The organism is Rhizobiales bacterium NRL2 (genome assembly GCA_001664005.1).
Lineage (GTDB): Bacteria > Pseudomonadota > Alphaproteobacteria > Minwuiales > Minwuiaceae > Minwuia.
Genome location: CP016093.1, coordinates 3,056,402 through 3,080,414, shown reverse-complemented (window position 1 = coordinate 3,080,414; position 24,013 = coordinate 3,056,402). Strand labels below are relative to the sequence as shown.

The window sequence follows — 24,013 nt, the reverse complement described above, 5'->3', positions numbered from 1 at the left end:
TTGCTCGGTCATGCGTCAGGCGACGCGGATCATGCCCATCATCCCGGACGCCTGGTGCTCGAGGATGTGGCAGTGGAACATCCAGTCGCCGGGGTTGTCGGCGACGAAGGCGATATCGACCCGCTCGCGCGGCGTCATCAGCACGGGTGTCTCGCGCGGCGTCATCAGCACGGTGTCTTGCCATTCGAGATGGCGGGTTGCCGTCCCGTTCATGCTCAGCACCCGGAACGAGTGGCCGTGCAGGTGGATCGGATGGTGCCAGGCGGTATCGTTGTTCAATGCCAGCACGTAGGACCCTCCGCGGGCCAACGTCAGTAGCGGGTCCATCGCGTGACCGGTGGTGCTCACCCCGTTGATCGTCCAGATGCCGTCGTGGCGCATCCCCTGCATCATCCGGCCGGTCATGCCGCCACCGCGCATTCCTTCCATCATGCCGCCCATCATTCCGCCCATGCCGTCGTTTGATGTTCCGCGGTCCCTCATTCCACCGCGCATCCCGCTGCCCATCATCCCACTCATCATGCCGCCGCCGAAGCCGACCTCGTGCCGCTCAGCGGCCGGGAGGTCGGGCTCGGCGAGCGGGTTGTCCGGCAGCCGGGTCGGCGTCTCGGGCGGGCGGCCGCGCAGGGGCTTGTCCCCATAGACAAGGTCGAGCAGCCGGTATTCGAGGTCGGGGTAGAAGGTGTCGATCACGCGGAAGCGGTTGCCCGGGGCGCCAGTCATGTCGATCACGAGGTCGGCACGCATGGCGGGGCCGAGCACGATCCGGCTACCCTCGGGGACATGCGGCTCCACGGGTTGGCCGTCGAGGGCGATGATCTGTGGCTGGTGATCCTCGAACCTGAGGTCGAAGATGCGCGCGTTCGCGCCGTTGATGAGCCTGAGGCGCACGCGCCCGCCGGCGCGCACGGCAAAGGTCTCGGGAACGCGGCCGTTGACCGTGACGGTGTTGCCGACCCGGCCGGACATGCCGGAATCCATCCTGTTGCCGAAATCGTTGCTGATCGAGGCATCCGACAGCAGGCGCCAGTCGTCGAGCACCCAGGTGGCGTCGCGGTCGACGGCGATCGGCTCCGGCTCCTCGACGATGAGGGGCCATAAAGGCCGCGGCCCACCTGCTCGAAGCTGCGCTGGTGTGGGTGGTACCAGAAGGTGCCGGCGTCCGGACAGTCGAACTCGTAGACGAAGATCTCGCCCGGCGCGATCGGCGTCTGAGTCAGATGCGGCACGCCGTCCATCCGGTTCGGCACGCGCATGCCATGCCAGTGGACGGTGGTCTCCTCGTCGAGCCCGTTCTCGATGGCGACACGCAGCCGCTCGCCTTGCTGGACCCGAATCTCCGGACCAGGCACTGCGCCGTTATAGGCCCAGGCGGCGGTCTCGGGATGTTCGGTGCCGACCAGCGGCACGCGCCCGGGAGCAGCTTTGATGGTATAGTGTCGCGCGTTGTCGGCGCTCGCCGGCATCAGCGCGGTCAGCGCCAGTCCGCCACTCGCCGCCAGAAAGGCGCGGCGCGAGATGGCATGCTTCGAATCGATATCCACGCTCTGATCCCTCGCGAATCCTCGGATGACGGATTGTCTCGGCGAGACCACCGGCCTCGTCGATTTCCGTGGGACATCGCCCAGTCATCGACCGGTGGCGATGCATCGACGCGGTGAGCCGGCGCTAAATCGCGCTCGCCCGCACGTCAGCCAAGGCGGAGGGATCTGGGAGGGTAGGGGTCGGGGGCCGAAGAACGGCCGGCCACTGCAACTTCGCTTGAAGGCGGCCCGTTTCTAATTTCTACTTTGAGGATCGGGCCGGCAGGCGGGACGACGGCGTAGCTGGGGCCGGGACAGACCATGACACATGGATCTTCGCTCGCAGCCTCGTCATCGCCCCCACACCCGCCGCAGCTATCCGGGACAGCCGCCGTTCCCATGGCGGCATCAGCAGACATCTTCGCCACCATATCGGCGGCTTGAACGGTCGACAACGCGGTCATGAGGGTAAACATTACCCCCATCACCAGCGCGATCAGCTGTCTTGCCATCCAGTGGTTCATAGCACACTAAAGATGGGACCAAAAGCGGTCCACTTGCAAGGAGATGTGCCTTCTGCGTCGTTTGGACGCTCAGTGGCGCAATTTTTCAAAGGACTTGTCACCAATTACCTAGGTGTTTAGTCTCGGCATGTGATGGGTTGGATCGAGCCTGATCCTGTTGCTGTGATTCTTGGCTTTGAGAGACTGGCACACGCTTGCTATCCGGCACGATTGAGAACATTATGGCAACATAAATGATTCGCGGTCGGGAGAGGACCTTGGCACAGCACTTCCTGCTTTCGGCGGCGGCGCGGACCCTGTCGCTCAAGGCAATCTTCTCCGAAGGCGAGGACGCGGCGTATCGGCGGTTCCGACGTTTGCGCTGGCCGCAGACAGACGGGGCGCCGGTCTGTCCGGTCTGCAATTGCCTCGACATCTACGATCTGACGACACGCCGCCGCTTCAAGTGCGCCGCCTGTTACCGCCAGTTCAGCGTCACCTCGGGTACGATCTTCGCCTCGCGCAAGCTTACCTTCGTCGATCTGCTCGGCGCGGTCTGCCTGTTCGTGAATGCCTCGAAGGGGTTGTCGGCGGTCCAGCTCTCCCGCGACCTCGATATCCAATACAAGACCGCCTTCGTGCTGATGCACAAGCTGCGCGAGGCGATGGCAGCGGAGACGCGTGACGCGCAGCTCGCTGGCCATGTCGAGGTGGACGGCGCCGCGTTCGGCGGCCATGTCCGTCCCGCCAATGTCCGCGCGGACCGCGTCGATCGCCGTCTGCTCAAGAACCGCAGCGGCAGGCGGCGCGTCGTCGTCACGCTCAGACAGCGTGGCGGCCGCACGCTCGCGCGGACCTTTCTGCGTGAAGCTGAGGGGGTCGCCTTTGCCCGGGAGAGGATCGCGCCGGGATCGTCGGTCTCCGCCGACGAGGTCGCACACTGGGACCTTCTCGAGGCCACGTTCGATGTTCACCGGATCAACCATTCCGACGCCTACAGCCGCGACGGCGTCAACACCAATCAGTCCGAAAGCTCGCATGAAGCCCGGACCAAAGACGGGGTGAAGTCCAAAGAAGCCATGCACTAACATTCCACCCGGACCAATCGCTGGGGGCTGGTCACTCTTGGCGTCGAAGCCGGTGAACAGTTCCTCCCCCATGACCCTTGCGAACAACTGAAAAATTGGGTCGCAGCCGGATGAGGAGCCAAATCTTGCAAGGGTGATTGGCGACGACAGCGGGATTCGAGCTGGCGATGCGGTTGTATTGAGATATGGCGCGCGCAAAAGAAGCCCTCCGGGAGCATTGAGAACGGCTGGACTTTCCCCTTCTCGCAAGCATGCATGGTCGCGGGATTGGCCACGCGAGAGACGCGTGGCCGTCCCGGCCCGGCGCCCGCATCGCGGTCCGGGCTTCTCCTGGTGACAGCGCCGGCATTGGGCCGGCGCGGATGCAAACCACGGAGACCGACCATGACGAAGCTCAACGACAAGCAGATTGCGGTTCTTGGTAACGCTGTGAGCCGCCCGGAAGGCAACGTCCTGCCGCTGCCGGAAGACATGCAGATGAAGGGCGGCGGGCTCGCTGCGATGCTGAAGGCCCTGGAACGCCGCTGCCTTGTACAGCGCTCAGAAGACGCCTGGGCGATTACCGACGCCGGTCGTGCGGCCGTCGCCGGGGTGGTCGAGGGCGACAAGAGCGAGGACGAGAAGGCCGAGCCGCAGGGTGCGTCTGAGGACGCGGGCGACGGCGATGGCGTCGCGACGCCGCTCTTCCGGCCGGGCACGCGGCAGGCGCAGCTGCTGGACCTGCTGCAGCGGGAGGAGGGTGCCGACATCGACGAGATGGTGCAGCTTACCGGCTGGCAACCGCACAGCGTCCGGGCCGTGCTGACGGGCTTCCGCAAGCGCGGCGTCGAGGTGACCCGCATGAAGGAGGGCAACGGCGTCAGCGTCTACCGCGTCTTCGCGCCGACGAACGCTGTCGAAGCCGCCGGCTGAGGGCGCGACGACGATGCGAGGCGAATGCGCATTGGCTGCAGGCGGCGGCGATCCGGTCGCCGCCTGTCCAGTCCGCACCGGGGTCAGCGGCGGGGTTCCCGGCGAGTCCCCGCCGCCGGCCTCGGCGCCCGTGCCAGCGGTGGCGGACGTGGGCGACCGGGTTCGGGAGATAACGCGGGAACAGCTGGTCGTCTTCTGGCAGCGTCGCTGGCGACGGCCACCGCCGAAAGGGATCAGCCGACGGTTGCTCGAATGCAACGCCGCCTGGTTGATCCAGGCCGAAGGGCAGGGCGGGGTCGGCGCCGCCACGCGGCGGCGCCTGAACGAACTGGCCGAGGTCGACGAAGATGACAACGGGGCGAACGACGCTGCAAAGGAGCCGGTCAGCAGGCCGAAGGTCTCGCACCGGCCCCTGCGACCGGGGAGCCGGCTGGTCCGGCAGTGGCAGGGGCGGACTCACATCGTCGACGTGGTCGAGGGCGGCTTCAGCTATGACGGCCGGACCTACAGCTCGCTCACGGCGATCGCCTTCGAGATCACCGGCGCTCGCTGGTCGGGACCGCGGTTCTTTGGTCTCAACCGACCAAAGACGGATTCCGGCAGTGGGCAGAGAGCAAGAGGGGCGCAATCAGTTGCGCCGGGGGCGAACTCGTATTCTAGCGATTCCTGCGTCGAGGACGGTCCGGATGTCTGAGCGTCAGCAGAACAGCGCTACGGGCGCGCGAGCGCAGCAAATGAAGGGAAGGGCTGGCTCCGTCGCCCGAAGCGGGGCCTCGGGCCGGATGGTCCGCTGCGCCATCTACACGAGGAAGTCGACGGAGGAGGGGCTCGACCAGGCGTTCAATTCGCTGGATGCCCAGCGGGAGGCCTGCGCCGCCTATATCCGCAGCCAGCAGCACGAGGGCTGGCAGGAACTCCCCGCCCGCTACGACGATGGCGGCTTCTCCGGCGGTTCGATGGAACGGCCTGCGCTGGCCACCCTGCTGGACGACATCCGGGCCGGCCGCATCGACACGGTGGTCGTCTACAAGGTTGACCGGCTGACCCGGTCGCTCGCCGACTTCGCCAAGATCGTCGAGTTGTTCGAGGGCCAAGGCGTCTCCTTCGTCTCGGTGACCCAGCAGTTCAACACCACCAGCTCGATGGGCCGTCTGACGCTCAACGTGCTGCTCTCCTTCGCCCAGTTCGAGCGCGAGGTCACAGCCGAGCGCATCCGCGACAAGATTGCCGCCTCCCGGAAGAAAGGCATGTGGATGGGCGGCGGCGTGCCGGTGGGCTATCGCGCCGAGGACCGGCAATTGGTTGTCGACCAGGATCAGGCCGAACTCGTCCGTCGCATCTTCACCCTCTATCTCGAATTGGGCTCGGTCAGGGCGGTGCAGCAGGTCCTGGAGGCGGAAGGCATCCGCACGCCGCATCGGAAGAGCAAGGCCGGCCGGGAACACGGTGGAAGACACTTCAGCCGGGGCAATCTCTATTCGATCCTCGGTAATCCCGTCTATATCGGCCGGGTCCGCCATCGCGGCGAGGTCTTTGATGGCCGGCACGAGGCCATCGTCGACCGGGAAACCTGGACCCGCGTCCAGAAGCAACTGGCCCATCAGGCACGGCGCAAGCGGGACACCGGCGGAGGGGCCAGCCAGCACCTGTTCGCCGGGCTTCTGTTCGATGAAGACGGCGCGCCGCTCTACGCGACCCAGGCCAGCAAGCAGGGCCAGCGCTATCGCTACTACACGTCGAAGGCGCTCGTGGAGGGCAGGGAAGAAGCTGCAGGTCCCGGCAAGGGCTGGCGTATCGCGGTGCCCGCCTTCGAGAAGCTGGTGGTCGAACAGCTGCAGGCCCTGCTTCGCGATCCCATCCGCCTGATGGACCTTCTGGAGGATGACACTCGCGACAACACGCGTCTCACCGAACTGATCGACCGGGCCGCGGAGATGGCCAGCCGGCTCGACCCCGGGCAGCCAGAACCCGCCGGCGACCTACTTCGCCAACTGGTCCGGCGCATCGAACTCCGCGACGGCATACTCGGCTTGGTACTCGACCGGGCGACACTGGATGAACGGGGCGAAACCGGGCCGGAAGAGCTTTCCATCGAACTGCCGGTTCGGGTCGCCCGCCGCGGTGTCGAAAGCCGCATCGTGCTGGCCGCCGATGACAATAGTGCCGGAACCCCTGATGCGGCGCTTCTCCGACTGATCACGCGCGCCCATCGTTGGAACAACATGCTGGCGACGGGTGAGTCGGGCTCGCTCCAGGAACTCTCCAGCAAGGCCGGCATCGACCGCAGCGAGATCGGACGCGTGCTGCAGCTGGCGTATCTCGCCCCCGATATCACCGAGGCCATCCTCGATGGCCGCCAGCCCTCCGAGCTCACGGCGCATCGCCTGAAGCGCATGGCCGGCCTGCCGCTCGACTGGACCGAGCAGCGGAAGGCGCTGGGCTTCGCCTGATCAAGCAGCCGGTGACGGCCTCCGGTAGAACCATCTGTCCGCGACTCCAGAACCATGTGTCCGGCTACAGTAAAACCATCTGTCCGCGACTCCAGAACCATGTGTCCGGTCCGCCGGCGAAATGATGGTGGGGCTACCGAAATGGCCGAAAAGAGACGATCGCCGAAACGGGCGGGAAAAGCGCCGGATTCACCGTCTCTTGTGGTGGGCATTTGTCCAGAGAGCGCCCGAAAGTCCCAGAAAGCCGGCGTTTCGGGGGCCGGCTATCGGGGCTGGCGATTTTTGAAGACGAGTTGGTCGGGGAGAGAGGATTCGAACCTCCGGCCCCCGCCTCCCGAAGACGGTGCTCTACCAGGCTGAGCTACTCCCCGACCGGTGCCTGCGCGCCCGCTTTGGCGCGCCGGGAGGCGAGCGGCTGTATAGCGGCTGCCCGCCGCCCCCGCAAGGCCTCAATACGCCCGTTCGATGGTGAATTCGATGGCGTCGATCATCGCGCTCTTCAGCGCGCCGTCGGAGAAGATTCCCAGCGCGTCGCGGGCCCTGGCGCCATAGTGGCGCGCGCGTTCGATGGTGTCGGTCAGCGCGTTGTGGCGCGCCATCAGATCCAGCGCATGCTCCAGGTCGCCGTCGTCCTGCTCCAGCTTCTCCAGGCAGCGCCGCCAGAAGACCCGATCCTCCTCGGCGCCACGGCGGAAGGCCAGCAGGACGGGCAGGGTGATCTTGCCCTCCTTGAAGTCGTCGCCGATGGACTTGCCCAGGGTCGCCTTGTGCGCCGAATAGTCGAGGGCGTCGTCGACGAGCTGGAAGGCGACGCCCAGATTGCGGCCGTAGGAATCGAGCGCCTCGACCTCGGGCCGGCTGGCATCGGCGACCACGCCACCCACGCGCGCGGCGGCGGCGAACAGCGCCGCGGTCTTGGACGAGATGACGTCCAGATAGGCGTCCTCGGTGGTTTCGGTGTCGTTGGTGGTGATGAGCTGCATCACCTCGCCCTCGGCGATGACGGCGGACGCCCGCGAGAGGATGCCCAGCACCTCCAGCGAGCCGTCGGCGACCATCAGTTCGAAGGCGCGGGAGAACAGGAAGTCGCCGACCAGCACGCTCGCCTGGTTGCCGAAGACGGCGTTGGCGGTGGCGTTGCCGCGCCGGAGATCGCTTTCGTCCACGACATCGTCATGGAGCAGCGTGGCGGTGTGGATGAACTCGACGCAGGCGGCCAGGGCCACGTGCCGCTCCTCGCGGTAGCCGCAGAGCTGCGCCGCGGCCAGGGTCAGCATGGGCCTGAGACGCTTGCCGCCGGCGGCGATGATGTGGCTGGCGAGCTGCGGGATCAGCGCCACGTCCGACTGCATCTTGTCGAGAATGACGGCGTTGACCTTCTCCATGTCGTCGCCGACGAACTGGCGCAGGGCCTCCAGACCCTTGCGCGGGTTTTCCTGATCGCCTTTCAGCGGTACGACATTCGACAAGTCGGCTGCTCCGGGTGCGGATTGCTGTTGCGCAGGGTGCCGACAATAGATTTCGCCCGGGGCCGGTCAAGCGCCCCCGGCGGGACCACTTGTCGCTTGGCCGTGGGGAAGGGGACGGGAAAGCCGCCATGAAGGAGATCTTCCGCAGCAACGATCCGGTGCAACTGTCCTTCGCCGAGGCGGTGCTGAAGGCGGAAGGGATCGAGGCCATCATCCTCGACCAGCACATGAGCGTGATGGAGGGCTCGCTCGGCGTCCTGCCCCGGCGGCTGATGGTGGCGGATGCCGACGAGCATCCGGCGCGGCGGCTGCTGGAAGACGCCGGCGCGCTCTGAGCCGGATGGAGAGCTGGACCGACGACCGGGTGCTGGAGGGACGGATCGTGCTGCGCCAGCCCCGCCAGGGTTTCCGCAGCGGCTCCGACGCCCTGCTGCTCGCCGCAGCCTGCGATCCGCCGGACGGCGGGCGGGCGCTGGAGCTGGGCTGCGGCACGGGCATGCCCATGCTGGCCCTGGGCTGGCGGCGGCCGGATCTGCGCGTCGTCGGCCTGGAGCGGGATGCGCCGACGGCGGCGCTGGCCGCCTTCAACGTGCGGCGCAATGGGCTTTCGCGCCGGCTCTCGGTGGTCTGCGGCGATGTCGGGGCGCTGCCGCTGGTCCCCAGCGCGTTCGACCTGGTGCTGGCCAATCCGCCCTATTTCGTGGAGGGCCGGCACCGCCGTTCGCCGGACGCGGGGCGGGATCGTGCGCGGGCCGAGACCACCGCCGGTCTGGCGCAGTGGGTCGCCGCGGCCGCCGCCGTCCTCCGGCCGGATGGCCAATGCGTCTTCATTCTCAGGAGCGAGCGGCTGGCGGAATTCCTGGCCGCGCTGCCGTCCGGTTTCGGGGCCGAGGTCCTGCCGTTGCTTGGCCGTCCGGGTCGGCCGGCGAAGCGGGTTCTGGCCCGCGCCGGCGCGGGACTGACCGGGGTGAACCAACTCGAAGGACTTTCTCTGCACCGCGCCGACGGATCGGAGACCGCGCTGGCGCCGGCGCTTTTTCGCCATGGCGCGCCGATCCGCTGGCATTCCACCTTGTATCGCGGTGCCACACGGATACATAGGCCCTCATGACCGAAGAGAAACCGAAGATATACCGAGATCCGGGCGCGTGGCTGAAGTTCCAGCGCGGCCGGCCCGTCGTCTCCGTGCTGCGTCTGGAGGGCGTCATCGCCACCGGCCGCGGCGGTCCCCTGCGGCCCGGTTCGCTGAACCTCGCCGCGCTCAATTCCCAGATCGAGCAGGCATTCAGGCCGAAGCGGCTTTCGGCTGTCGCGCTGCAGATCAACAGCCCCGGCGGTTCGCCGGTGCAGTCGGCGCTGATCGCCGATGCGGTGCGCCGCAAGGCCGCGAAGAAGGGCGTGCCGGTGCTCGCCTTCGCCGAGGACGTGGCGGCCTCGGGGGGCTACTGGCTGATGACGGCGGGCGACGAGCTCTATGTCCATCCGGCTTCGATCGTCGGCTCCATCGGCGTCATCTACGCCTTCTTCGGCTTCCAGGAACTGATGCAGCGCCACGGAGTGGAGCGCCGCATTCACACCGCCGGCGAGCGCAAGGTGATGCTCGACCCCTTCAGCCCGGAGCGGGAGGAGGACGTCGAGCGGCTGGGCCGCATGCAGGAACAGATCCACCAGCAGTTCATCGACCAGGTGAAGGCGCGCCGCTCCGACAAGCTGAACCGCCGCCGCTACAAGGAGATCTTCTCCGGTGACGTCTTCGTCGGCGAGGAGGCGGTGCGTCTCGGGCTGGTGGACGGCCTTGGCGTGATGGACCAGGTGCTGCGCGAGAAGTTCGGCGAGCACCTCATCCTCAAGCGGATCTCGGTGAAGAGTTCGCCGCTGCGCCGCCTGCTGGGCGGCGCCCGACGCGACATCGCCGCCGACGCCCTCGCAAGCATCGACGACCGGCTCGCCTGGAACCGTTTCGGGCTTTAGAGTTTTACAGCATTTGGCCGTACCGCGTTTGCGTCCCTCTCTCCTTGCAGGAGGGGGAGAGGGACGCAAACTCAAGATGCAATCAAGCATCACACCACGTGACGTGCTGAATCTCTTAAGAAAATTCGAATGCTCGATTTGTCGCCACACCAGCGGCCGCAGCAACAGGAAGCGTTTCCATCCATCCTCGCATCCTGTTCGGATCCGCCCTGGGTGCGCCAGCGCGCCGGTTCGGTCAATCTGCGTCTATGGCAGATCAGCGCAATCCCCCATGCTGTCCCCTCGAGTTCAGCGTGCCGTGTCTCGAACTGTTCGTTTCGAAGATGTCAGCCAGAGCAACATCAGAAGTCCTGCGGCGGCGGAAAAAACGGAGCCGGTGTAAATCCCGAGTTTGGCCGCATTGAGCATTATTGGATCGTAGACCAGACTGGCGATGAGCAGCGACATGGTGAAGCCGATGCCGGTCAGGAGCGCACCGGCTATCAGGACGGGCCAACTCAAACCGGCCGTCCGGATTGCGAGGCCGAGGCGTACAGCGACCCAGCTGAAGATCAGTACGCCGCCCGGCTTGCCGATGACAAGACCTGCCATGATCGCCACGGAGACAGGCTGGGCGAAGTCGACGCCGGAGATGACAACTCCGGCATTGGCCAACGCGAAGAGCGGCATGACCACAAAACCCACCCAGGGGCGAAGCGCCATCTCCAGCCGTTCTTCGGGAGAGAGGGTTTCCGTTGCTGCGATGCGCACTCGCCTCAAGTCGTCGCGATCCGTGGTGTCTCCACTCCAATGGTCGCCCGTCGGATAGGACAGCACACGCCCAAGTATGGAGCGCAGACGGTGGTCGCTGACCCATCCGTGTGTCGATGTCATCAGACCCAGAATGACGCCGGCAATCGTCGGATGTATCCCCGATGCGTCAAAACAGAACCAGATCATTCCCCCAAGCACGAAATAGATCGGGGCGCTCCTGATTCCCAAGCCCCTGGCCCCTAACACGGCGGCGAGGCCGAGTACCGCAAGAGCAAGGGCCGTCCAGTTCAGCGAGTACTCATGGCCGACGACGGCAACAATCAGGATCGCTCCCACGTCGTCAAAGATGGCCAAGGACAGGAGAAACAGGCGGAGGCTCGGCGGAACACGGCCGCCAAGGAGCGCGAGGCATCCTATGACGAACGCTGTATCGCTGGCCACCACGGTTCCCCAGCCATTGCTTCCAGACTGGCCGTGCATGAGCGCAAGATAGAGGGCTGCGGGAACCAGCATGCCGCCGAGAGCTCCGAACAATGGAAGCGCGGCGACGCGTAAACTCCGCAATTCACCCAGAACAAGCGCGCGCTTCAATTCCAGGGACACCAGAAAGAAGAAAAGCGTCATCAAGCCGTCGTTGATCCAGAGGCGCAACGAACGGGTGAAATCCACCGAACCCGCGTGGAGCCCGATCGGCGTCTCCCAGAACGCGAGGAAAGGCTCGGACCATGCCGAGTTCGATAGAATGAGGGCCATGAATGTTGTGGCGAACAACATGCCGCCGGTCGCGGCCTTGATTTTCAGCAATCGCGCAAAGTATCTGGTAATCCGGTCGGTAATTGCAGGTGGAAGATTGGTGCTATCCTGACCTGTCATTGCAAATTCTACCTTGGATACGCCTGAGATGGATCGTCACCTGGACCTACAGTTGGCGCCTCCTCCGGTGCCGACGGGTGGCTTTCCTCTTCGGCCAGTAATTCCGCTTCGCGTTCCGATTCCCTCAGCAGCAGGCGTTCGAGACGTGTGTTGAGCAGCCGGGCTTTCTCGTCTCGTTGCTGGAACTCCCGCGAGAGGTCCCTGTAGAGCGCGAAGGCGATCAGCACCATCAGCAACATGAACGGAAAGGCGGCAATGATGGAAACGGTGCGCAGGCCATCGAGGCCGCCGCTCAGCAACAACACGGCAACCATCAGCAACTGCAATCCTCCCCAGAGGACGCGTACGAAACGTGTCGGATTAAGGACGCCCTTCGATGTGAACATGCCGAGGACGAATGTCGCCGAGTCGGCGGACGTGATCACGAACATGCACACCAACGCGATAGCCGCGATGGCCAGAACGTCGCCCCACGGAAGCTGGTCGAGCATCACGTATAGACCGGACGGCATCTCCCGGGCGACCGCATCGGCGATGTCGGCATGGTCGAACAATTCGAAATGGAGGGCCGAGCCGCCGAAGGTGGCGAACCAGAGCATGCTGAGCACGACCGGCACAATCATCACGCCGAGGACGAACTCGCGGATGGTACGTCCGCGCGAGATGCGGGCAATGAAGCTGCCGACGAACGGCGCCCAGCTGAGCCCCCACGCCCAGTAGAACATGGTCCACTGTTCCACCCAGTGCTCGCCGGAGTACGGCGTGGTTACCAGGCTCATCTGTATGATGCTTCCCAGGTATTCACCAAGGGTCTGGGTCATCACGCCGAATATGAAGGCCGTCGGCCCCAGCGTGAGCACGAACACCAGGAGCAGGGCAGCGAGTACCATGTTCGCGTTGCTGAGGTAGCGGATGCCCTTGTCGAGTGGGGTCATTGCCGAGATCGTGAACAGCGCGCCTACGGCGCCGATGATCACGAACTGTGGGAGAAGGCCGTACGGGACATCCGCAAGGCGTGCGACGCCGCTGTTTATCTGCAGAGCACCCAGCCCGAGAGTCGTGGCGACGCCGACAACCGTCGAGACGACGGTGAGGATGTCTACGGCCTTGCCCCAGCCCCTATCGACACGATCGCCGAGGAGGGGGCGGAAGGTTTCGCTTATCAGGCCATGACTGTTGTGGCGGAAACGGACATACGCGATGGCGAGGCCCACGACGGCGAAGCTCGCCCACTGGTGAAGCCCCCAATGAAAGAAGGCGTACCGCATTCCGGTCTGGGCTGCGTCAGCGGTTCTGGGGACGCCGATGCCCAGCGGCGGGGCGTTGAAATGCGTCATGGGTTCCGCAACGCCCCAGAACACCAATCCGACCCCCATCCCGCCGGAGAAGATCATGGCGATCCAGCTATTGAACGAGAATTCCGGGGCTTCGTCCTCGGGACCGAGCCGGAGGCTGCCGTACCTGGAAAGAGCGAGTGAAAGCGTGAAGACGACGAACCCGCTCGTCACCAGCAGGTACATCCAGCCAACGTTCGTCGCGGTTGCGTCGAGGATCTGCTGTGCTGTTTGTCCGACAACTTCCGGAATGAGCGCTGCTGTGGCAACGAAACCAGCGATGATCAGGATCGACAGATAGAAGACGATCCCGACATCGCCCAACAGCCCCGCAACGAAGTTCAATGGTCGGTTCATGCAATCCTCGGCTCGGGTGGCTCCTCCGGGAGGGACGGCGAACCCAAGCACAAACTTTGTGGGACCACCAACATCGGCGAAAGACACTTGTCCGACTGACTTCCGGGAAAGAGTCTCGAGTTTCGACACTTTCCAGGGGGAAATGTTCCTTAGTGTCAGTCGATTGGAAGGTGGCGCAGGGGCGCTTCGATCGAATAGCGGCTCAGCCCCGGATCAGGCCGTCGAGACGGCGATCGCGGCGGACGCCGGGCAGCACGCGTTCGCCCAGCGCCGCCGAGGCGTAGCCCAGATGGTCGTGCAGCAGCGCCCGGAAGAGGTTGCGCAGGTCGATCGTGGGCCGCAGGTCGCGGCCCTGGATCAGGTCACGCGGGGCGAGACCCGGCCACTCGCTGACGATCCGGCCGCCGTCCACCGCGCCGCCGAACAGGAAGGCCGCGCCGCCGACCCCATGATCGGTGCCCTGGTTGCCGTTGATCCGCACCGTGCGCCCGAACTCGGTGACGACCAGCACGGCGGTGTGCCGCCAGACCGGCTGCAGGCCGCCGACCAGAAGCTCCAGCCCCGCCTCCAGTTCGGCCAGCTTCCGGTCCAGGCGATTGGCCTCGTTGGTGTGGGTATCCCAGCCGGTGTCGTCCATCGCCACGACGCGCGGGCCGTCCGGCGTGCTCATCAGTTCCGCCGCGCCCTTCATCAGCGGCTCCAGCCGCCTGCGCGACTGACGCGTGCCCTCGATTCCCTCGTCGAGGCCGGCGGTCATGCGCTGCTGCTCCAGGGCGCTTGCGATGTGCGGGGCCAGCAGCGGGTCTTCCCGCCACAGCGCGGCGATCCGGGCGAGGGTGGATTCGTCGGCCTGTGGCAGGGCGTTGGGCGCCCAGGAGCCGACGGTCACCCGGCCGCGCAGCACCAGCGGCGGGCGGATGCCGACGCCCATGGCGTAGCCCGCCGGCGCGCCGCGCTCGGCGACCGCCCGGTTGAGCCAGCCGTCGGCGCTGCCGCTCGGGCCGTCCAGACCCGATTCCAGTACGTTCTGGGCGTCGAAGTGCGACCGTTCCCGGTATGGCGTGCCTACGGCGTGGAAACCGATCATCTCCTTCCGTGCCCACAACCGCGCCAGCGTCGGCAGGGCCGGGTGGAGACCGAAGAAGCCGTCGAGCGGTAGCGGTGCTGCCCCGGCCGTGCGCAGACCGGCGAAATCGGGGTCGCCCAGCGGGGGCAATGCCGCCAGTCCGTCCATGCCGCCGCGCAGAATGACCACCAGCAGCCGGCGCTCGTCGGCGCCGGCGAAGGCGGGCAGGGCAGGCGTCAGGCCCGCGGCGAGCGTGAGCCCGGATGAGGCGAGAAGGCGGCGGCGGGAGAGTTCCGTCATGCTCACCTCCTCTGGAACGCGGGCGCGGCGAACAGCACCGCCAGCGCCTGCGCTTCGCTCTCGGCCTGTCCGACGCTGACTGCCATGTCGCGAGGCAGCAGCGGTCCCAGCGCGTCGATGGCGGTCCGCTCCGGTTCGAGCCAGCCTGTCATCCGCTCGCCCAGCGCGCCGGCGTACTCGATGCGGCGCATGGCCTGATCCGCGCTGAGCCAGGCGTCGGCGCGGTCGGGCCAGCCCTTGGGCGTCGGCGCGGACCATGGCGCCTGGCCGAGAAGCTCCAGCGCGCTGACCACCCACTGGTTGACCTTGCGGATGCCCGTGGCGCGGAGGCTGGAGATCAGCAGGTCATTGGGTGTCTTCAGTTTGGTCAGCGGCGTCCAGGCGTTGCGCAGCCCGATCAGACCGCGATAGACGGTCGGCAGGTCGCCGCCGCTTTCGGACCAGACACGGACGAGGTAGTCGAGGTCCGCCGGTTCCGGCCGGTCCCCGACGAAATGACGGAGCAGCCGGGCGCAGACGTGACGGGCGGTCGCCGGATGCCGGGCGAGATCGCGCAGCGCCGCCTCCGCCTGGCCGGCGCCATCGTCGGCATAGCGCCGTCCGAGAAGCGCGCGGGGGCCCGGTTCATGGGCGCGGGCGTAGAACCAGAAGGCGCCGGGCTGCCGTTCCCGGTCGGGCCGGCCGACGCTCCAGCCGGTCAGCATCAACGCCAGCGCCTCGACGTCGGCCTGGGTGTAGCCGCCGCCCGCACCCAGGGTGTGAAGCTCCAGGATCTCGCGCGCCAGGTTCTCGTTCATGCCCTTGCCAAGGCGGCGGCCGGCCTCGGAACGCGGACCGATCGAAAGCACGTTGTCGAGGTAGAAGATCATGCCCGGATGGCGCACCGCCGCCACCAGCAGATCCTCGAATCGGCCCATGATGTTGGGGCGGATGGCTTCCCGCTCGAAGCCGCCGGCCAGGCCGAGCAGGACCGCCTTGCGCGCCGAAACGGTGAAGTGGTTCGACCAGAAGTGCACCAGCCGCTCCCGGAAGGGCGTGTCCGTCAATACCGCCGCACGGGTGCGCAGCATCGCCTCCTGCAGGAACAGCATGCGGAAATCGTTCTTGAACAGGCGGATGACGCCCGGATCGCCGTCGCTGCGCCGGGCGCGCATGAAGCGGGTCAGCATGGCCGCGCTCTGCGGCAGGCCGGTGAGCGGCTCCGGCGTTGGGGGATCCGGCGCGAGTTCGGCCAGCAGGCTGCCCTGGGGGTCGCCCGCGCGCCGTTCGATCTCGCCAGGACGCGGGCCGTATCCGAACCGGATGGCCGCGACCGCGCCCATGGGCACCGTCATGAATTCAACCCCTCACGCCTGCGGGCGATTGAATCCCAACGGCTTTGCGATGTCGATAGTGCGATGCCCGCCGACGAAGTGCTGGAATCGAAAGAGGGCGGCAACCTTCCGGCGGCCGCCCCCGATCTCATCCGATGAAATTGACGCCGATTGTCAGGCGGCGTCGCCGGAGCGGTTGACCTCCACCTGCGGCTTGGATGCCCGGACCGGCGGGATCTCGTCGTCGGCCAGTTCCGGCATGTAGCGTTTCCGCTTCATTGCGGCCTCGATGTGGGGCTTCAGTTCCTCGGCCTTCCGGGCCATGCGTTCCGATGCCTGGCCCTTGAAGTCCGGCAGCACCTCCTCGGCGAACATGTTCAGCGACCGGCAGATCTCGTCGTGGGTGTTCCGGCCGGCCTGCTGCAGGAAGATGATCTGGTCGACGCCCGCATCCTCGTAGTTGCGGATGTGCTTGCGGAAGTCGTCCGGCGTGCCGATGCCGGGCGCGTGCATCAGATCGCGGCCTTTCTTCGCGGCGTCGATCATCTCCTCGCTGCCCACCTTGCGCTCGGCCTGGAAGTCCTCCCAGATCCGGGTGCGGCCGGGGATCGTGTCCTCGGCAATCAGCTTGCGCATGGCGTAGGAGAAGAACTCGAAGCCCTCCTGGCCCTTGCGGATCGCTTCGCCACGGTCATGGTCCAGCGAAAAGGCGCTGACCATGGCGATGTTGGCGTTGACCGCATGGCCCAGTGGCACGCACTGATCGGACTTGATGATGTCGTAGTAGATATCGGCCCAGGTCTTCGCCTCGTCCGGGTCGACGAAGGAGAAGGCCAGCGCGCCGATGCCGTTCTGCGCCGCGACCTTGATGGTGTCGCGGTTGGTGCAGGCCATCCACATGGGCGGATGCGGCTTCTGCAGCGGCTTCGGCACGACATTGCGGCAGGGTACCGAGAAGCTCTCGCTCTCGTAGCCGGGATAGGGCGTCATCACCATCATGTTGGCGACCTGCTCGGCGGCCTCCAGCGACATGGCGCGCTTCTTCTTGGCCGGAATGCCGAAGCCGTGCAGTTCCAGCCGCGTGGCGCCCTCGCCGATGCCGAACTGCGCGCGGCCGCTGGAGACGAGATCCAGTGAGGCCATGCCCTCGGCGGTGCGGGCCGGATGATTGTAGTTCGGGATCACCTGGCGGATGCCGTGGCCCAGCTTGATGTTCTTCGTCCGCCCGGCGGCGGCGGCCAGGAAGACCTCCGGCGAAGCGCAGTGGGAATACTCCTCCAGGAAGTGATGCTCCACCGCCCACGCGTAGTCGATGCCCAGCCGGTCGGCGAGTTCCACCTGTTCCAATGCCTCCTGGAACAGCCGGTGCTCGTCGCCCTCGTTCCAGGGCTTGGGCAGTTGCAGCTCGTAGAAAACCCCGAATTCCATCGTTTCTCCTCCCGGTATGTCCTGAAAGCTTTGTACGCGAAGGTATCAACCTTGACCCCTGGGTAGAAGCGTGCGCTTGCAGTCGCCCTCGGCCGGAACCAATCTTCGCAAAACGGGAGGGACTGCAAATGACCGATCGAACCAGAGCGCTGCTCTTCGATGTCTTCGGCACGGTGGTGGACTGGCGCGGCTCGATCGCCGCCGAGGTCGACCTGATGAACGCGGCGCGGGGCTGGGGCGTCAGCGGCCACGACTTCGCGACCGCCTGGCGCAACTTCTACCAGCCGGCCATGGCGCGCATCCGCGAGGGCGGCCGCGGCTTCGTGAAGCTCGATGTGCTCCACCGCGAGAACCTGGAGCAGGTGCTGAAGGATTTCGGCATCGATGACATGACCGAAGCGGAGAAGGCCGAGCTGAACCGGGTCTGGCACCGGCTCGACCCCTGGTCCGACGCGGTGGGCGGGCTGAACCGCCTGAAAAGCCGTTTCATCCTGGCGACCTGTTCGAACGGCAATATCTCGCTGATGGTGAACATGGCCAGGCGCGCCGGACTGCCCTGGGACGTGATCCTGGGCGCGGAGGTCGCCCGGGCCTACAAGCCGCAGCGGGAGGCCTATCTGAACTCCGCCGCCGCGCTGGATCTGGCGCCGGAACAATGCTGCATGGTCGCCGCCCACAACGAGGATCTGGCCGCGGCGCAGTCCTTCGGGCTGAAGACTGCCTATGTCGAACGCCGCGACGAGTTCCAGTCGTCGGGCGGCGAGCCGCGGCCCGCCACCGGTGACTGGGACTGGGTCGCGGCGGATTTCCGCGACCTGGCCGAACAGCTCGACTGCTGAACGTTCAGGAACCGCCCTCGGCGATCACCGCGCAGGCGATCCGCGCCCCTGCGGCGCCGGATGGCTGGCTTTCGTAGTCGTCGGGACCTGAATGGATCATCAGGGCCGAGCCGTCCCGGTCGAGCAGTGCGCCGTCGCCGGATTCCGTCAGTTGCACGCGGCTGTTCAGGACCTCGACGTTCAGGACGCCATCGCTGCCGACATGCACGTTCGGCATGTCGCCCGGATGCGGGCCGCCGTCCACGTGAAAGCCGTGGCTGGCGCCGTCGGCCAGATGGCCGCCTGCGGTCTTGAAGCCCTCGCCGGGCTCGCACTTGCCGGTCTCGTGAATGTGGAAGCCATGGGCGCCGGCCGGCAGTCGCTGGGCCTTCGCCGTCAACAGGACGCCGCCCGAGACCGGTTTCACGATGACCTGGCCGATTCGCTGGCCGTCGCCGTTCACGAGGTCGGCGGTGCGCGCCTCGTCGGCGGTCGCCGGCGACGCCGCCAGCAGGATGCCCGCCGACAGGCCGATGAGCGTGCCTTTCAGGTTCATGCTTGTTGCTCCACGTCGATCTGGATCATGCAGCCGGGCCGCCGCGGCATTCGCGTGTCCCGGCTCCCCGGGCACGTGGCGACGCGGCCCCCGGGTCGCAAGGCGCGACCTCAGACGACGCCGTAGACCACCGCCAGCAGCACGGCGCCGAGCGCCAGACGGTAGATCACGAAGGGCGCATAGCCCGAACGCCTGAGCCAGGCCATCATCAGCGCGATGGCGGGGAGGGCGGTCAGAAAGGCGATGCCCATGGCCATCAGCACGCCGCGGCCCAGTGACAGGTCGCCGCTCTCGTAGATCTCCTTCAGGCTGTGGCCGCCTGCGGCCAGAATCGCCGGGATCGAGAGCAGGAGCGAGAACCGCGCCGCTTCGGCCCGCTCGAAGCCGAGCAGGCGCCCCGCCATCATGGTCATGCCGGCGCGGCTGGCGCCCGGCACAAGGGCGATGACCTGGAACAGACCGATCATGAGGGCGCTGCCCCAGCCCATGTGCTCCATCTTGCGGATGGTCATGCCGACGCCGTCGGCCAGCCAGAGCAGCAGGCCGAAGACAATGGTCGCCCAGGCAACCATTTCCAGGGAGCGGAACATGGCCGTGCGGTCGAGCCACACCAGCACGCCGCCGGCCAGGACGATCGGAATCGTGCCGACCAGCAGGTTAAGGAACAGGCGGCTGTTCGCGGTGTTGCGCAGCGCCAGCGCCTGGAAGAATCCGCCGATCACGCGGCCCACCTCCCGCCAGCAGTAGATGATCACCGCCGCCAGCGTGCCGACATGGACGGCCGCATCCACCTTCACGCCCTGATCGGGCCAGCCCAGCAGGTTCGACGTCAGATACAGGTGGCCCGATGAGCTGATTGGCAGGAACTCGGTGATCCCCTGGACCAGGGCGATGATGATGAGTTGAAGGTCGGTCAACGCTTCGATCCCGCGGTCGATTGCCTGAGATGGCCGGAACGTGTCTTATCAGAGCGCCACTGAATGGCGAAGGTCTTTGCGCGGCGGAATCGGCGATCCTGGATGACGACCCTCTATCACTACTGGCTGTCGCAGGGGAGCCGGTTCATCCGGCTGCTGCTGGCGGAGAAGGGAATCGGATTCGATCTCGCTCTGACCAAGCCGTGGGCGCCGGGCGAGAGCTTCCTCTCGCTGAATCCGTCGGGCTGGCCGCCGGTGCTGGCTCCGGGGGGCGGCGTGCCGGCTCTGGCGGACGCCCGCGCCATCGCCGAATATATCGACGAACGTCACCCTCAGCCGGTCATGCTCGGCCAGAACGCCGTCGCCCGCGCCGAAGTGCGCCGGCTGGTGGGCTGGTTCGACTACAAGTTCGCCGTCGAGGTCTCCGACACGCTGCTGTTCGAGCGGCACTACCGCGGGATGATCCGCGCCGGCGCGCCGGATCCGATGGCGATCCGGACCGCGCGCACGAACATCCGTTTCCATCTCGACTATATCGGCCACCTCTCGGAGCGGCGGCGCTGGCTTGCTGGCGACGAGATGAGTCTTGCGGACCTCATGGCGGCGGCACATCTGTCGGTCGTCGACTATCTGGGCGAGGCGCCCTGGGACGAATTTCAGGAGGCACGGCAGTGGTACAGCCGGATGAAGTCCCGGCCGTCGTTCCGTCCGCTGCTGGCGGACCGCATCGCGGGGCTGGCGCCGCCGGCGCATTATGACGATCTCGATTTCTGATCCGGCTGGTCTGAAGGCGGCGATCCGGACGCGCGCGCTCGACCTCGGCTTTGCCGGGACCGGCGTCACCGCGCCTGCCGGAATTGCCGGGGCGGGCGAACGCCTGGATGCGTTCCTGGCGGCCGGCCGGCAGGGCGACATGGACTGGATGGCCGAGCGGGCCGCCTGGCGGCGCGATCCTGCGGCGCTCTGGCCCGCGGCGCGATCGATCGTGATGCTGGCGACGAACTACGGGCCCGACCACGATCCTCTGGCCTTGCTGAACGATCCCGGCCGCGGCGCGGTTTCGGCCTATGCCGCGCGCCGCGACTATCACGACGTGGTCAAGAAACGCCTGAAGACCCTGGGCCGCTGGCTGGTCGATGAAACAGGCTGTGAAATCAAGGTGTTCGTGGACACGGCTCCCGTGATGGAGAAACCCCTGGCCGCCGCAGCGGGCCTCGGCTGGCAGGGCAAGCACACCAATCTCGTCAGCCGCAGCGCCGGCTCCTGGACCTTTCTCGGCGCAATCTTCACGACCCTCGACCTGCCGGCGGACGAAGCAGGGGGCGACCATTGCGGCGCCTGCCGGCGATGTCTCGACGTCTGCCCGACCGACGCCTTTCCCTCGCCCTATCAACTCGATGCGAACCGCTGCATCGCCTATCTCACGGTGGAGCACCGCGGGCCGATCCCGCATGAATTCCGCACCGCGATAGGCAACCGGATCTTTGGCTGCGACGACTGTCTGGCGGTCTGTCCGTGGAACAAGTTCGCCCGGGCCTCCCGCGACGACCGGCTGGCGATGCGGGAGGAAATTCTGAACGCGCCGCTGGCGGAACTGCTGGAACTCGACGACGCCGCGTTCCGGCGGATGTTCGCTCAGACGCCGGTCAAGCGGCTGGGGCGGGACCGGTTCCTGCGCAATGTCCTGATGGCGGTCGGCAATGCCGGCGACGAGTCGCTGTCGGCACGGGTCGAAGGCCTGCTGGACGACGCTTCGCCGCTGGTGCGCGGCGCGGCGGTCTGGGCGCTGTCCCGCATCGTCGATCCGGATCGCCTGGCCGCCGCCCGCGCCCGTTGCGAACCCGGTGAGCGTGACGCCGACGTTCTGGCGGAGTGGTCGCGGCTCTAGCCGCCGTGTTCCAGTTCGAGTTCTTCGAGCAGCCGCCGCGCCGATTCGGCCCAGGAGGCTTCGGGATCGCGGGCGACCAGGCCGGTCAGGTCGTCGCGCGCGCCGTCCATGTCGCCGCCGCGGGCCCGCGCCCGGGCGCGCTCCATGATGGCGTGCGGATTGTCCGGCGCCAGCGCCAGGGCGGTGGCCGTGTCCTCCTCGGCGCCGGCGAAATTGCCGCTGCTCCGCCGGATCATGGCGCGTACGGCATAGGCTTCGACCATCAGGTCGTTGAGCTGGATGGCGCGGCTCGCCGACTGCTCGGCGGGCCCGAAGCGGTCCTGACCGGCCAGCAGCAGCGCGCGGTCCAGATGGAGCGCAGGGTTCTTGGGCTGCCATGCCAGCGCCTGCTCCAGCGCCCTGAGCGCCTTGTCCTCGGCCTGGCCCAGCGTCCACATGGCCGCAGCCTGGCCCATGACCTCCGCAGCGGCGCGGCTGTCGGATTTGGCCAGATCGTCGGCCAGCGTCTGCAGCTGGGCGCCGGCGATCCGGTGCTGGCCATTGGCGGCGTAGGCCACTGCGGTGCAGTGCCGTGCCGGAACCCCGCCGCCCACGTCGCGCCATTGCAATGCGGACTGGAGGCCCTTCTCGGCGTCGGCCCTGACGGCTTCGAGGCAGCGGGTGTAGCTGTCGACCTGCTGCGCCAGTGCGGGCGCGACGGGCAGGGCGAGTGCGGCGAGGATGGCGATTGTGCGAAGCATCGGAAACCGATAGCGAAGAGGGGAACCGCTCGCAACAACCGGCGGAGGCCGCCATGCACATATTCTCCTTCGGCCACGGCTATTCGGCGCGCGCGCTGCGCCGGCGCCTGCCCGATGTGCGCTGGAGCGCGACGGCGCGGACGGCGGAAAGCCGGAAGGAACTGGAAGCCGAGGGCATCGCGGCATGGGACTTCGACGGCGCCAAGGCGCTGGCCGACGAGGCCCTGGACGGCGTCACGCACGTCTTGGCCTCGGTTCCGCCCGACGGGGACGGGGATCCGGTCGTCCGCTGTTGCGCCGAACAGATCAGGGCCTGCGCCGGGCTGCGCTGGATCGGCTATCTGTCGACCACCGGGGTCTATGGCGACCGCCAGGGCGGCTGGGTCGATGAACGCAGCGCACTGCGCCCCGCGGGCGAGCGCGGCGCGCGGCGGGTGCAGGCGGAACTGGACTGGCTGGGCCTTTCGGGCGGCATCGACGGACCGGCGGTGCAGATCTTCCGGCTGGCCGGTATCTACGGGCCGCGCCGGAGTCAGTTCAATGCCCTGCGCGATGGCACCTCGCGCCGGATCGTCAAGCCGGGACAGGTGTTTTCCCGCATTCACGTCGATGACATAGCGGCTGTTCTTGAAGCATCGATTGAACAACCGCGCGATGGCGGCGTCTACAATGTCTGCGATGACATGGCCGCGCCGCCCCAGGACGTGGTGGCATTCGCGGCGGAACTTCTGGGGACGGATCCGCCGCCCGAGGTGCCGTTCGAGGAGGCGGAGATGAGCCCGATGGGACGAAGCTTCTACGGGGAAAGCAAGAAGGTCCGCAACGACCTGATCAAGCAGGAGCTTGGCGTGAGGCTACGTTACCCGACCTACCGCGAGGGATTGCCGGCGGTGCTGGCGGCGGAGCAGCGCTCAGACTGAGATCGCAGCCGCCAGTTCGTCGACCGTCGCGCAGAGCAGGGCGATGTCGCCCGGTTCGGACAGGCGGTGATCGCCCGATTTCGAGAAGCTGATGCGGACATCCTGGCTGCGGACCTGCCGCGCGATGTCCAGCGAGCGCTGCCAGGGTACGTCCGGGTCGGCCATGCCGTGCAGCAGCCGCACCGGCTGGGCGATGTCGACCGGCTCTTCGGCCATGACGAAATTCGCCTCGCCGTCCTCGATCAGCCGGCGGGTGATGACATAGCCCGTCGGGTCGTAGTCGGAAGCGATGCGGACCCGGCCGGTCTCGCGGCATTCGGCCTGCTGTTCCGGGCTAAGTCCGTCCCACATGCCGGGCGTGAAGTCGGGCGCGGCGGCGATGCCGACCATGGCCGCGACCCGTTCGGGCTGCGCGAGGGCAAGCTTCATCGCGATCCAGCCGCCCATGGAGGAGCCGACGACGATCTGCGGTCCGCTGGTCAGTTCGTCCAGCACGGCGGCGGCATCCTCCGCCCAGCGGGTGATGCAGGCCTTTGCGGCGAAGTCCCCGCTGCTTTCGCCATGGCCGAGATAGTCGAAGCGTACGAAAGCCCGTCCGCTCGCCCGGCAATGCGCTTCGAGGGCCGTCGCCTTGGTGCCAGTCATGTCCGACATGAAACCCCCGCAGAACAACACGCCAGGGTTATTCCCATTCAATTTGTGATAGGCGATGCTCTCGCCGTCGGGCCTCGCCAGTCGACCGGGCGCGCGTTCGTTCATCGGATTGGGGCCGTTGTCATGTTGCTGTCAGAGTGCCGGGACCGAAGCATGTCCGGGAATCCGCCGCAAGGGCCG

General features: G+C 66.8%; 21 protein-coding genes, 1 tRNA gene and 1 pseudogene. 11 read left to right on the top strand and 12 right to left on the bottom strand.

Going from position 1 to position 24,013, the window contains the following annotated elements:
- Nucleotides 1-15 precede the first annotated feature (15 nt).
- Nucleotides 16-1,238, bottom strand: a pseudogene (locus tag TEF_14335) (copper oxidase).
- Nucleotides 1,239-2,304: 1,066 nt separating this feature from the next.
- Between TEF_14335 and TEF_14330 the strand changes: the two are divergent.
- From TEF_14330 to TEF_14315, 4 genes are all read left to right on the top strand, one after another.
- Nucleotides 2,305-3,114: a transposase gene (locus TEF_14330; protein ANK81843.1), complete on the top strand. Its 810-nt coding sequence runs from the start codon at nt 2,305-2,307 to the stop codon at nt 3,112-3,114.
- 384 nt (nt 3,115-3,498) lie between these two features.
- Complete coding sequence (locus TEF_14325) at nt 3,499-4,026, top strand: hypothetical protein (protein ID ANK81842.1); 528 nt, start codon at nt 3,499-3,501, stop codon at nt 4,024-4,026.
- A gap of 244 nt (nt 4,027-4,270) precedes the next feature.
- A complete protein-coding gene (locus TEF_14320) occupies nt 4,271-4,720 on the top strand; it encodes a hypothetical protein (protein ANK81841.1) in 450 nt (149 codons plus the stop codon).
- A gap of 40 nt (nt 4,721-4,760) precedes the next feature.
- Nucleotides 4,761-6,476, top strand: a complete 1,716-nt coding sequence (locus tag TEF_14315; GenBank protein ID ANK81840.1) for a hypothetical protein — start codon at nt 4,761-4,763, stop codon at nt 6,474-6,476.
- A gap of 294 nt (nt 6,477-6,770) precedes the next feature.
- Here the strand turns inward: TEF_14315 and TEF_14310 are convergent.
- Both TEF_14310 and TEF_14305 read right to left on the bottom strand, forming a co-directional pair.
- Nucleotides 6,771-6,847, bottom strand: a tRNA-Pro gene (locus TEF_14310).
- A gap of 78 nt (nt 6,848-6,925) precedes the next feature.
- Nucleotides 6,926-7,945 carry a farnesyltranstransferase gene (locus TEF_14305; GenBank protein ANK81839.1) on the bottom strand — a complete coding sequence of 340 codons (1,020 nt, stop codon included), beginning with the start codon at nt 7,943-7,945 and terminating at the stop codon, nt 6,926-6,928.
- 128 nt (nt 7,946-8,073) lie between these two features.
- Here TEF_14305 and TEF_14300 point away from each other — a divergent pair, with 128 nt between their 5' ends.
- The 3 genes from TEF_14300 to TEF_14290 are packed head-to-tail and all read left to right on the top strand — an operon-like array spanning nt 8,074 to nt 9,916.
- Nucleotides 8,074-8,280, top strand: coding sequence for a hypothetical protein (locus TEF_14300; GenBank protein ANK81838.1), 207 nt, complete (start codon nt 8,074-8,076; stop codon nt 8,278-8,280).
- Nucleotides 8,281-8,285: 5 nt separating this feature from the next.
- Nucleotides 8,286-9,056 carry a hypothetical protein gene (locus TEF_14295; protein ANK81837.1) on the top strand — a complete coding sequence of 257 codons (771 nt, stop codon included), beginning with the start codon at nt 8,286-8,288 and terminating at the stop codon, nt 9,054-9,056.
- On the top strand, nt 9,053-9,916 hold the full coding sequence (locus tag TEF_14290; protein ANK81836.1) for a hypothetical protein: 864 nt from the start codon (nt 9,053-9,055) through the stop codon (nt 9,914-9,916). Before TEF_14295 ends, TEF_14290 begins: the two co-directional genes overlap by 4 nt.
- Before the next feature lie 288 nt (nt 9,917-10,204).
- Here TEF_14290 and TEF_14285 read toward each other — a convergent pair whose 3' ends face one another.
- The 5 genes from TEF_14285 to TEF_14265 form a co-directional block, all read right to left on the bottom strand.
- Complete coding sequence (locus TEF_14285) at nt 10,205-11,542, bottom strand: Na+/H+ antiporter NhaA (GenBank protein ANK81835.1); 1,338 nt, start codon at nt 11,540-11,542, stop codon at nt 10,205-10,207.
- An 8-nt stretch (nt 11,543-11,550) separates the two neighbouring features.
- The gene (locus tag TEF_14280; GenBank protein ID ANK81834.1) at nt 11,551-13,233 is read right to left on the bottom strand and encodes a glycine/betaine ABC transporter permease; all 1,683 of its coding nucleotides are present in this window, start codon (nt 13,231-13,233) and stop codon (nt 11,551-11,553) included.
- A 202-nt stretch (nt 13,234-13,435) separates the two neighbouring features.
- Complete coding sequence (locus TEF_14275) at nt 13,436-14,599, bottom strand: hypothetical protein (GenBank protein ANK81833.1); 1,164 nt, start codon at nt 14,597-14,599, stop codon at nt 13,436-13,438.
- Between the two features lie 2 nt (nt 14,600-14,601).
- Entirely contained in the window at nt 14,602-15,933 is a 1,332-nt protein-coding gene (locus tag TEF_14270; GenBank protein ANK81832.1) for a hypothetical protein, read from the bottom strand.
- A 153-nt stretch (nt 15,934-16,086) separates the two neighbouring features.
- Nucleotides 16,087-17,340: an alkane 1-monooxygenase gene (locus TEF_14265; GenBank protein ID ANK81831.1), complete on the bottom strand. Its 1,254-nt coding sequence runs from the start codon at nt 17,338-17,340 to the stop codon at nt 16,087-16,089.
- Nucleotides 17,341-17,468: 128 nt separating this feature from the next.
- Here TEF_14265 and TEF_14260 point away from each other — a divergent pair, with 128 nt between their 5' ends.
- Nucleotides 17,469-18,179, top strand: coding sequence for a haloacid dehalogenase, type II (locus TEF_14260; GenBank protein ANK81830.1), 711 nt, complete (start codon nt 17,469-17,471; stop codon nt 18,177-18,179).
- A gap of 4 nt (nt 18,180-18,183) precedes the next feature.
- Here the strand turns inward: TEF_14260 and TEF_14255 are convergent, their stop codons facing one another.
- Entirely contained in the window at nt 18,184-18,708 is a 525-nt protein-coding gene (locus TEF_14255) for a hypothetical protein (protein ANK83494.1), read from the bottom strand.
- Nucleotides 18,709-18,824: 116 nt separating this feature from the next.
- On the bottom strand, nt 18,825-19,631 hold the full coding sequence (locus TEF_14250; GenBank protein ANK81829.1) for an undecaprenyl-diphosphatase: 807 nt from the start codon (nt 19,629-19,631) through the stop codon (nt 18,825-18,827).
- A gap of 102 nt (nt 19,632-19,733) precedes the next feature.
- On the opposite strand from TEF_14250, the gene TEF_14245 reads away from it, so the two are divergent.
- Together TEF_14245 and TEF_14240 are read left to right on the top strand one after the other, a co-directional pair.
- The gene (locus TEF_14245; protein ID ANK83493.1) at nt 19,734-20,405 is read left to right on the top strand and encodes a glutathione S-transferase; all 672 of its coding nucleotides are present in this window, start codon (nt 19,734-19,736) and stop codon (nt 20,403-20,405) included.
- The gene (locus TEF_14240; GenBank protein ID ANK81828.1) at nt 20,386-21,519 is read left to right on the top strand and encodes a tRNA epoxyqueuosine(34) reductase QueG; all 1,134 of its coding nucleotides are present in this window, start codon (nt 20,386-20,388) and stop codon (nt 21,517-21,519) included. The genes TEF_14245 and TEF_14240 overlap by 20 nt, the downstream gene beginning before the upstream one ends.
- Here the strand turns inward: TEF_14240 and TEF_14235 are convergent.
- Nucleotides 21,516-22,259 carry a hypothetical protein gene (locus TEF_14235; protein ID ANK81827.1) on the bottom strand — a complete coding sequence of 248 codons (744 nt, stop codon included), beginning with the start codon at nt 22,257-22,259 and terminating at the stop codon, nt 21,516-21,518. The genes TEF_14240 and TEF_14235 overlap by 4 nt on opposite strands.
- Before the next feature lie 53 nt (nt 22,260-22,312).
- Here TEF_14235 and TEF_14230 point away from each other — a divergent pair, with 53 nt between their 5' ends.
- Nucleotides 22,313-23,179 carry an NAD(P)-dependent oxidoreductase gene (locus TEF_14230; GenBank protein ID ANK81826.1) on the top strand — a complete coding sequence of 289 codons (867 nt, stop codon included), beginning with the start codon at nt 22,313-22,315 and terminating at the stop codon, nt 23,177-23,179.
- On the opposite strand, the gene TEF_14225 is transcribed toward TEF_14230, so the two are convergent.
- A complete protein-coding gene (locus tag TEF_14225) occupies nt 23,171-23,938 on the bottom strand; it encodes a hypothetical protein (protein ID ANK81825.1) in 768 nt (255 codons plus the stop codon). The two genes, TEF_14230 and TEF_14225, sit on opposite strands and share 9 nt — an antisense overlap.
- Nucleotides 23,939-24,013: the final 75 nt, after the last annotated feature.

Bases quoted from the DNA above. Each gene is read 5' to 3' on its own strand.
- TEF_14325 (ANK81842.1), top strand. From the start codon at position 3,499: ATGACGAAGCTCAACGACAAGCAGATTGCGGTTCTTGGTAACGCTGTG.
- TEF_14315 (ANK81840.1), top strand. From the start codon at position 4,761: ATGAAGGGAAGGGCTGGCTCCGTCGCCCGAAGCGGGGCCTCGGGCCGG.
- TEF_14300 (ANK81838.1), top strand. From the start codon at position 8,074: ATGAAGGAGATCTTCCGCAGCAACGATCCGGTGCAACTGTCCTTCGCC.
- TEF_14295 (ANK81837.1), top strand. From the start codon at position 8,286: ATGGAGAGCTGGACCGACGACCGGGTGCTGGAGGGACGGATCGTGCTG.
- TEF_14290 (ANK81836.1), top strand. From the start codon at position 9,053: ATGACCGAAGAGAAACCGAAGATATACCGAGATCCGGGCGCGTGGCTG.
- TEF_14285 (ANK81835.1), bottom strand. From the start codon at position 11,542: ATGACAGGTCAGGATAGCACCAATCTTCCACCTGCAATTACCGACCGG.
- TEF_14280 (ANK81834.1), bottom strand. From the start codon at position 13,233: ATGAACCGACCATTGAACTTCGTTGCGGGGCTGTTGGGCGATGTCGGG.
- TEF_14275 (ANK81833.1), bottom strand. From the start codon at position 14,599: ATGACGGAACTCTCCCGCCGCCGCCTTCTCGCCTCATCCGGGCTCACG.
- TEF_14270 (ANK81832.1), bottom strand. From the start codon at position 15,933: ATGACGGTGCCCATGGGCGCGGTCGCGGCCATCCGGTTCGGATACGGC.
- TEF_14265 (ANK81831.1), bottom strand. From the start codon at position 17,340: ATGGAATTCGGGGTTTTCTACGAGCTGCAACTGCCCAAGCCCTGGAAC.
- TEF_14260 (ANK81830.1), top strand. From the start codon at position 17,469: ATGACCGATCGAACCAGAGCGCTGCTCTTCGATGTCTTCGGCACGGTG.
- TEF_14245 (ANK83493.1), top strand. From the start codon at position 19,734: ATGACGACCCTCTATCACTACTGGCTGTCGCAGGGGAGCCGGTTCATC.
- TEF_14240 (ANK81828.1), top strand. From the start codon at position 20,386: ATGACGATCTCGATTTCTGATCCGGCTGGTCTGAAGGCGGCGATCCGG.
- TEF_14235 (ANK81827.1), bottom strand. From the start codon at position 22,259: ATGCTTCGCACAATCGCCATCCTCGCCGCACTCGCCCTGCCCGTCGCG.
- TEF_14230 (ANK81826.1), top strand. From the start codon at position 22,313: ATGCACATATTCTCCTTCGGCCACGGCTATTCGGCGCGCGCGCTGCGC.
- TEF_14225 (ANK81825.1), bottom strand. From the start codon at position 23,938: ATGAACGAACGCGCGCCCGGTCGACTGGCGAGGCCCGACGGCGAGAGC.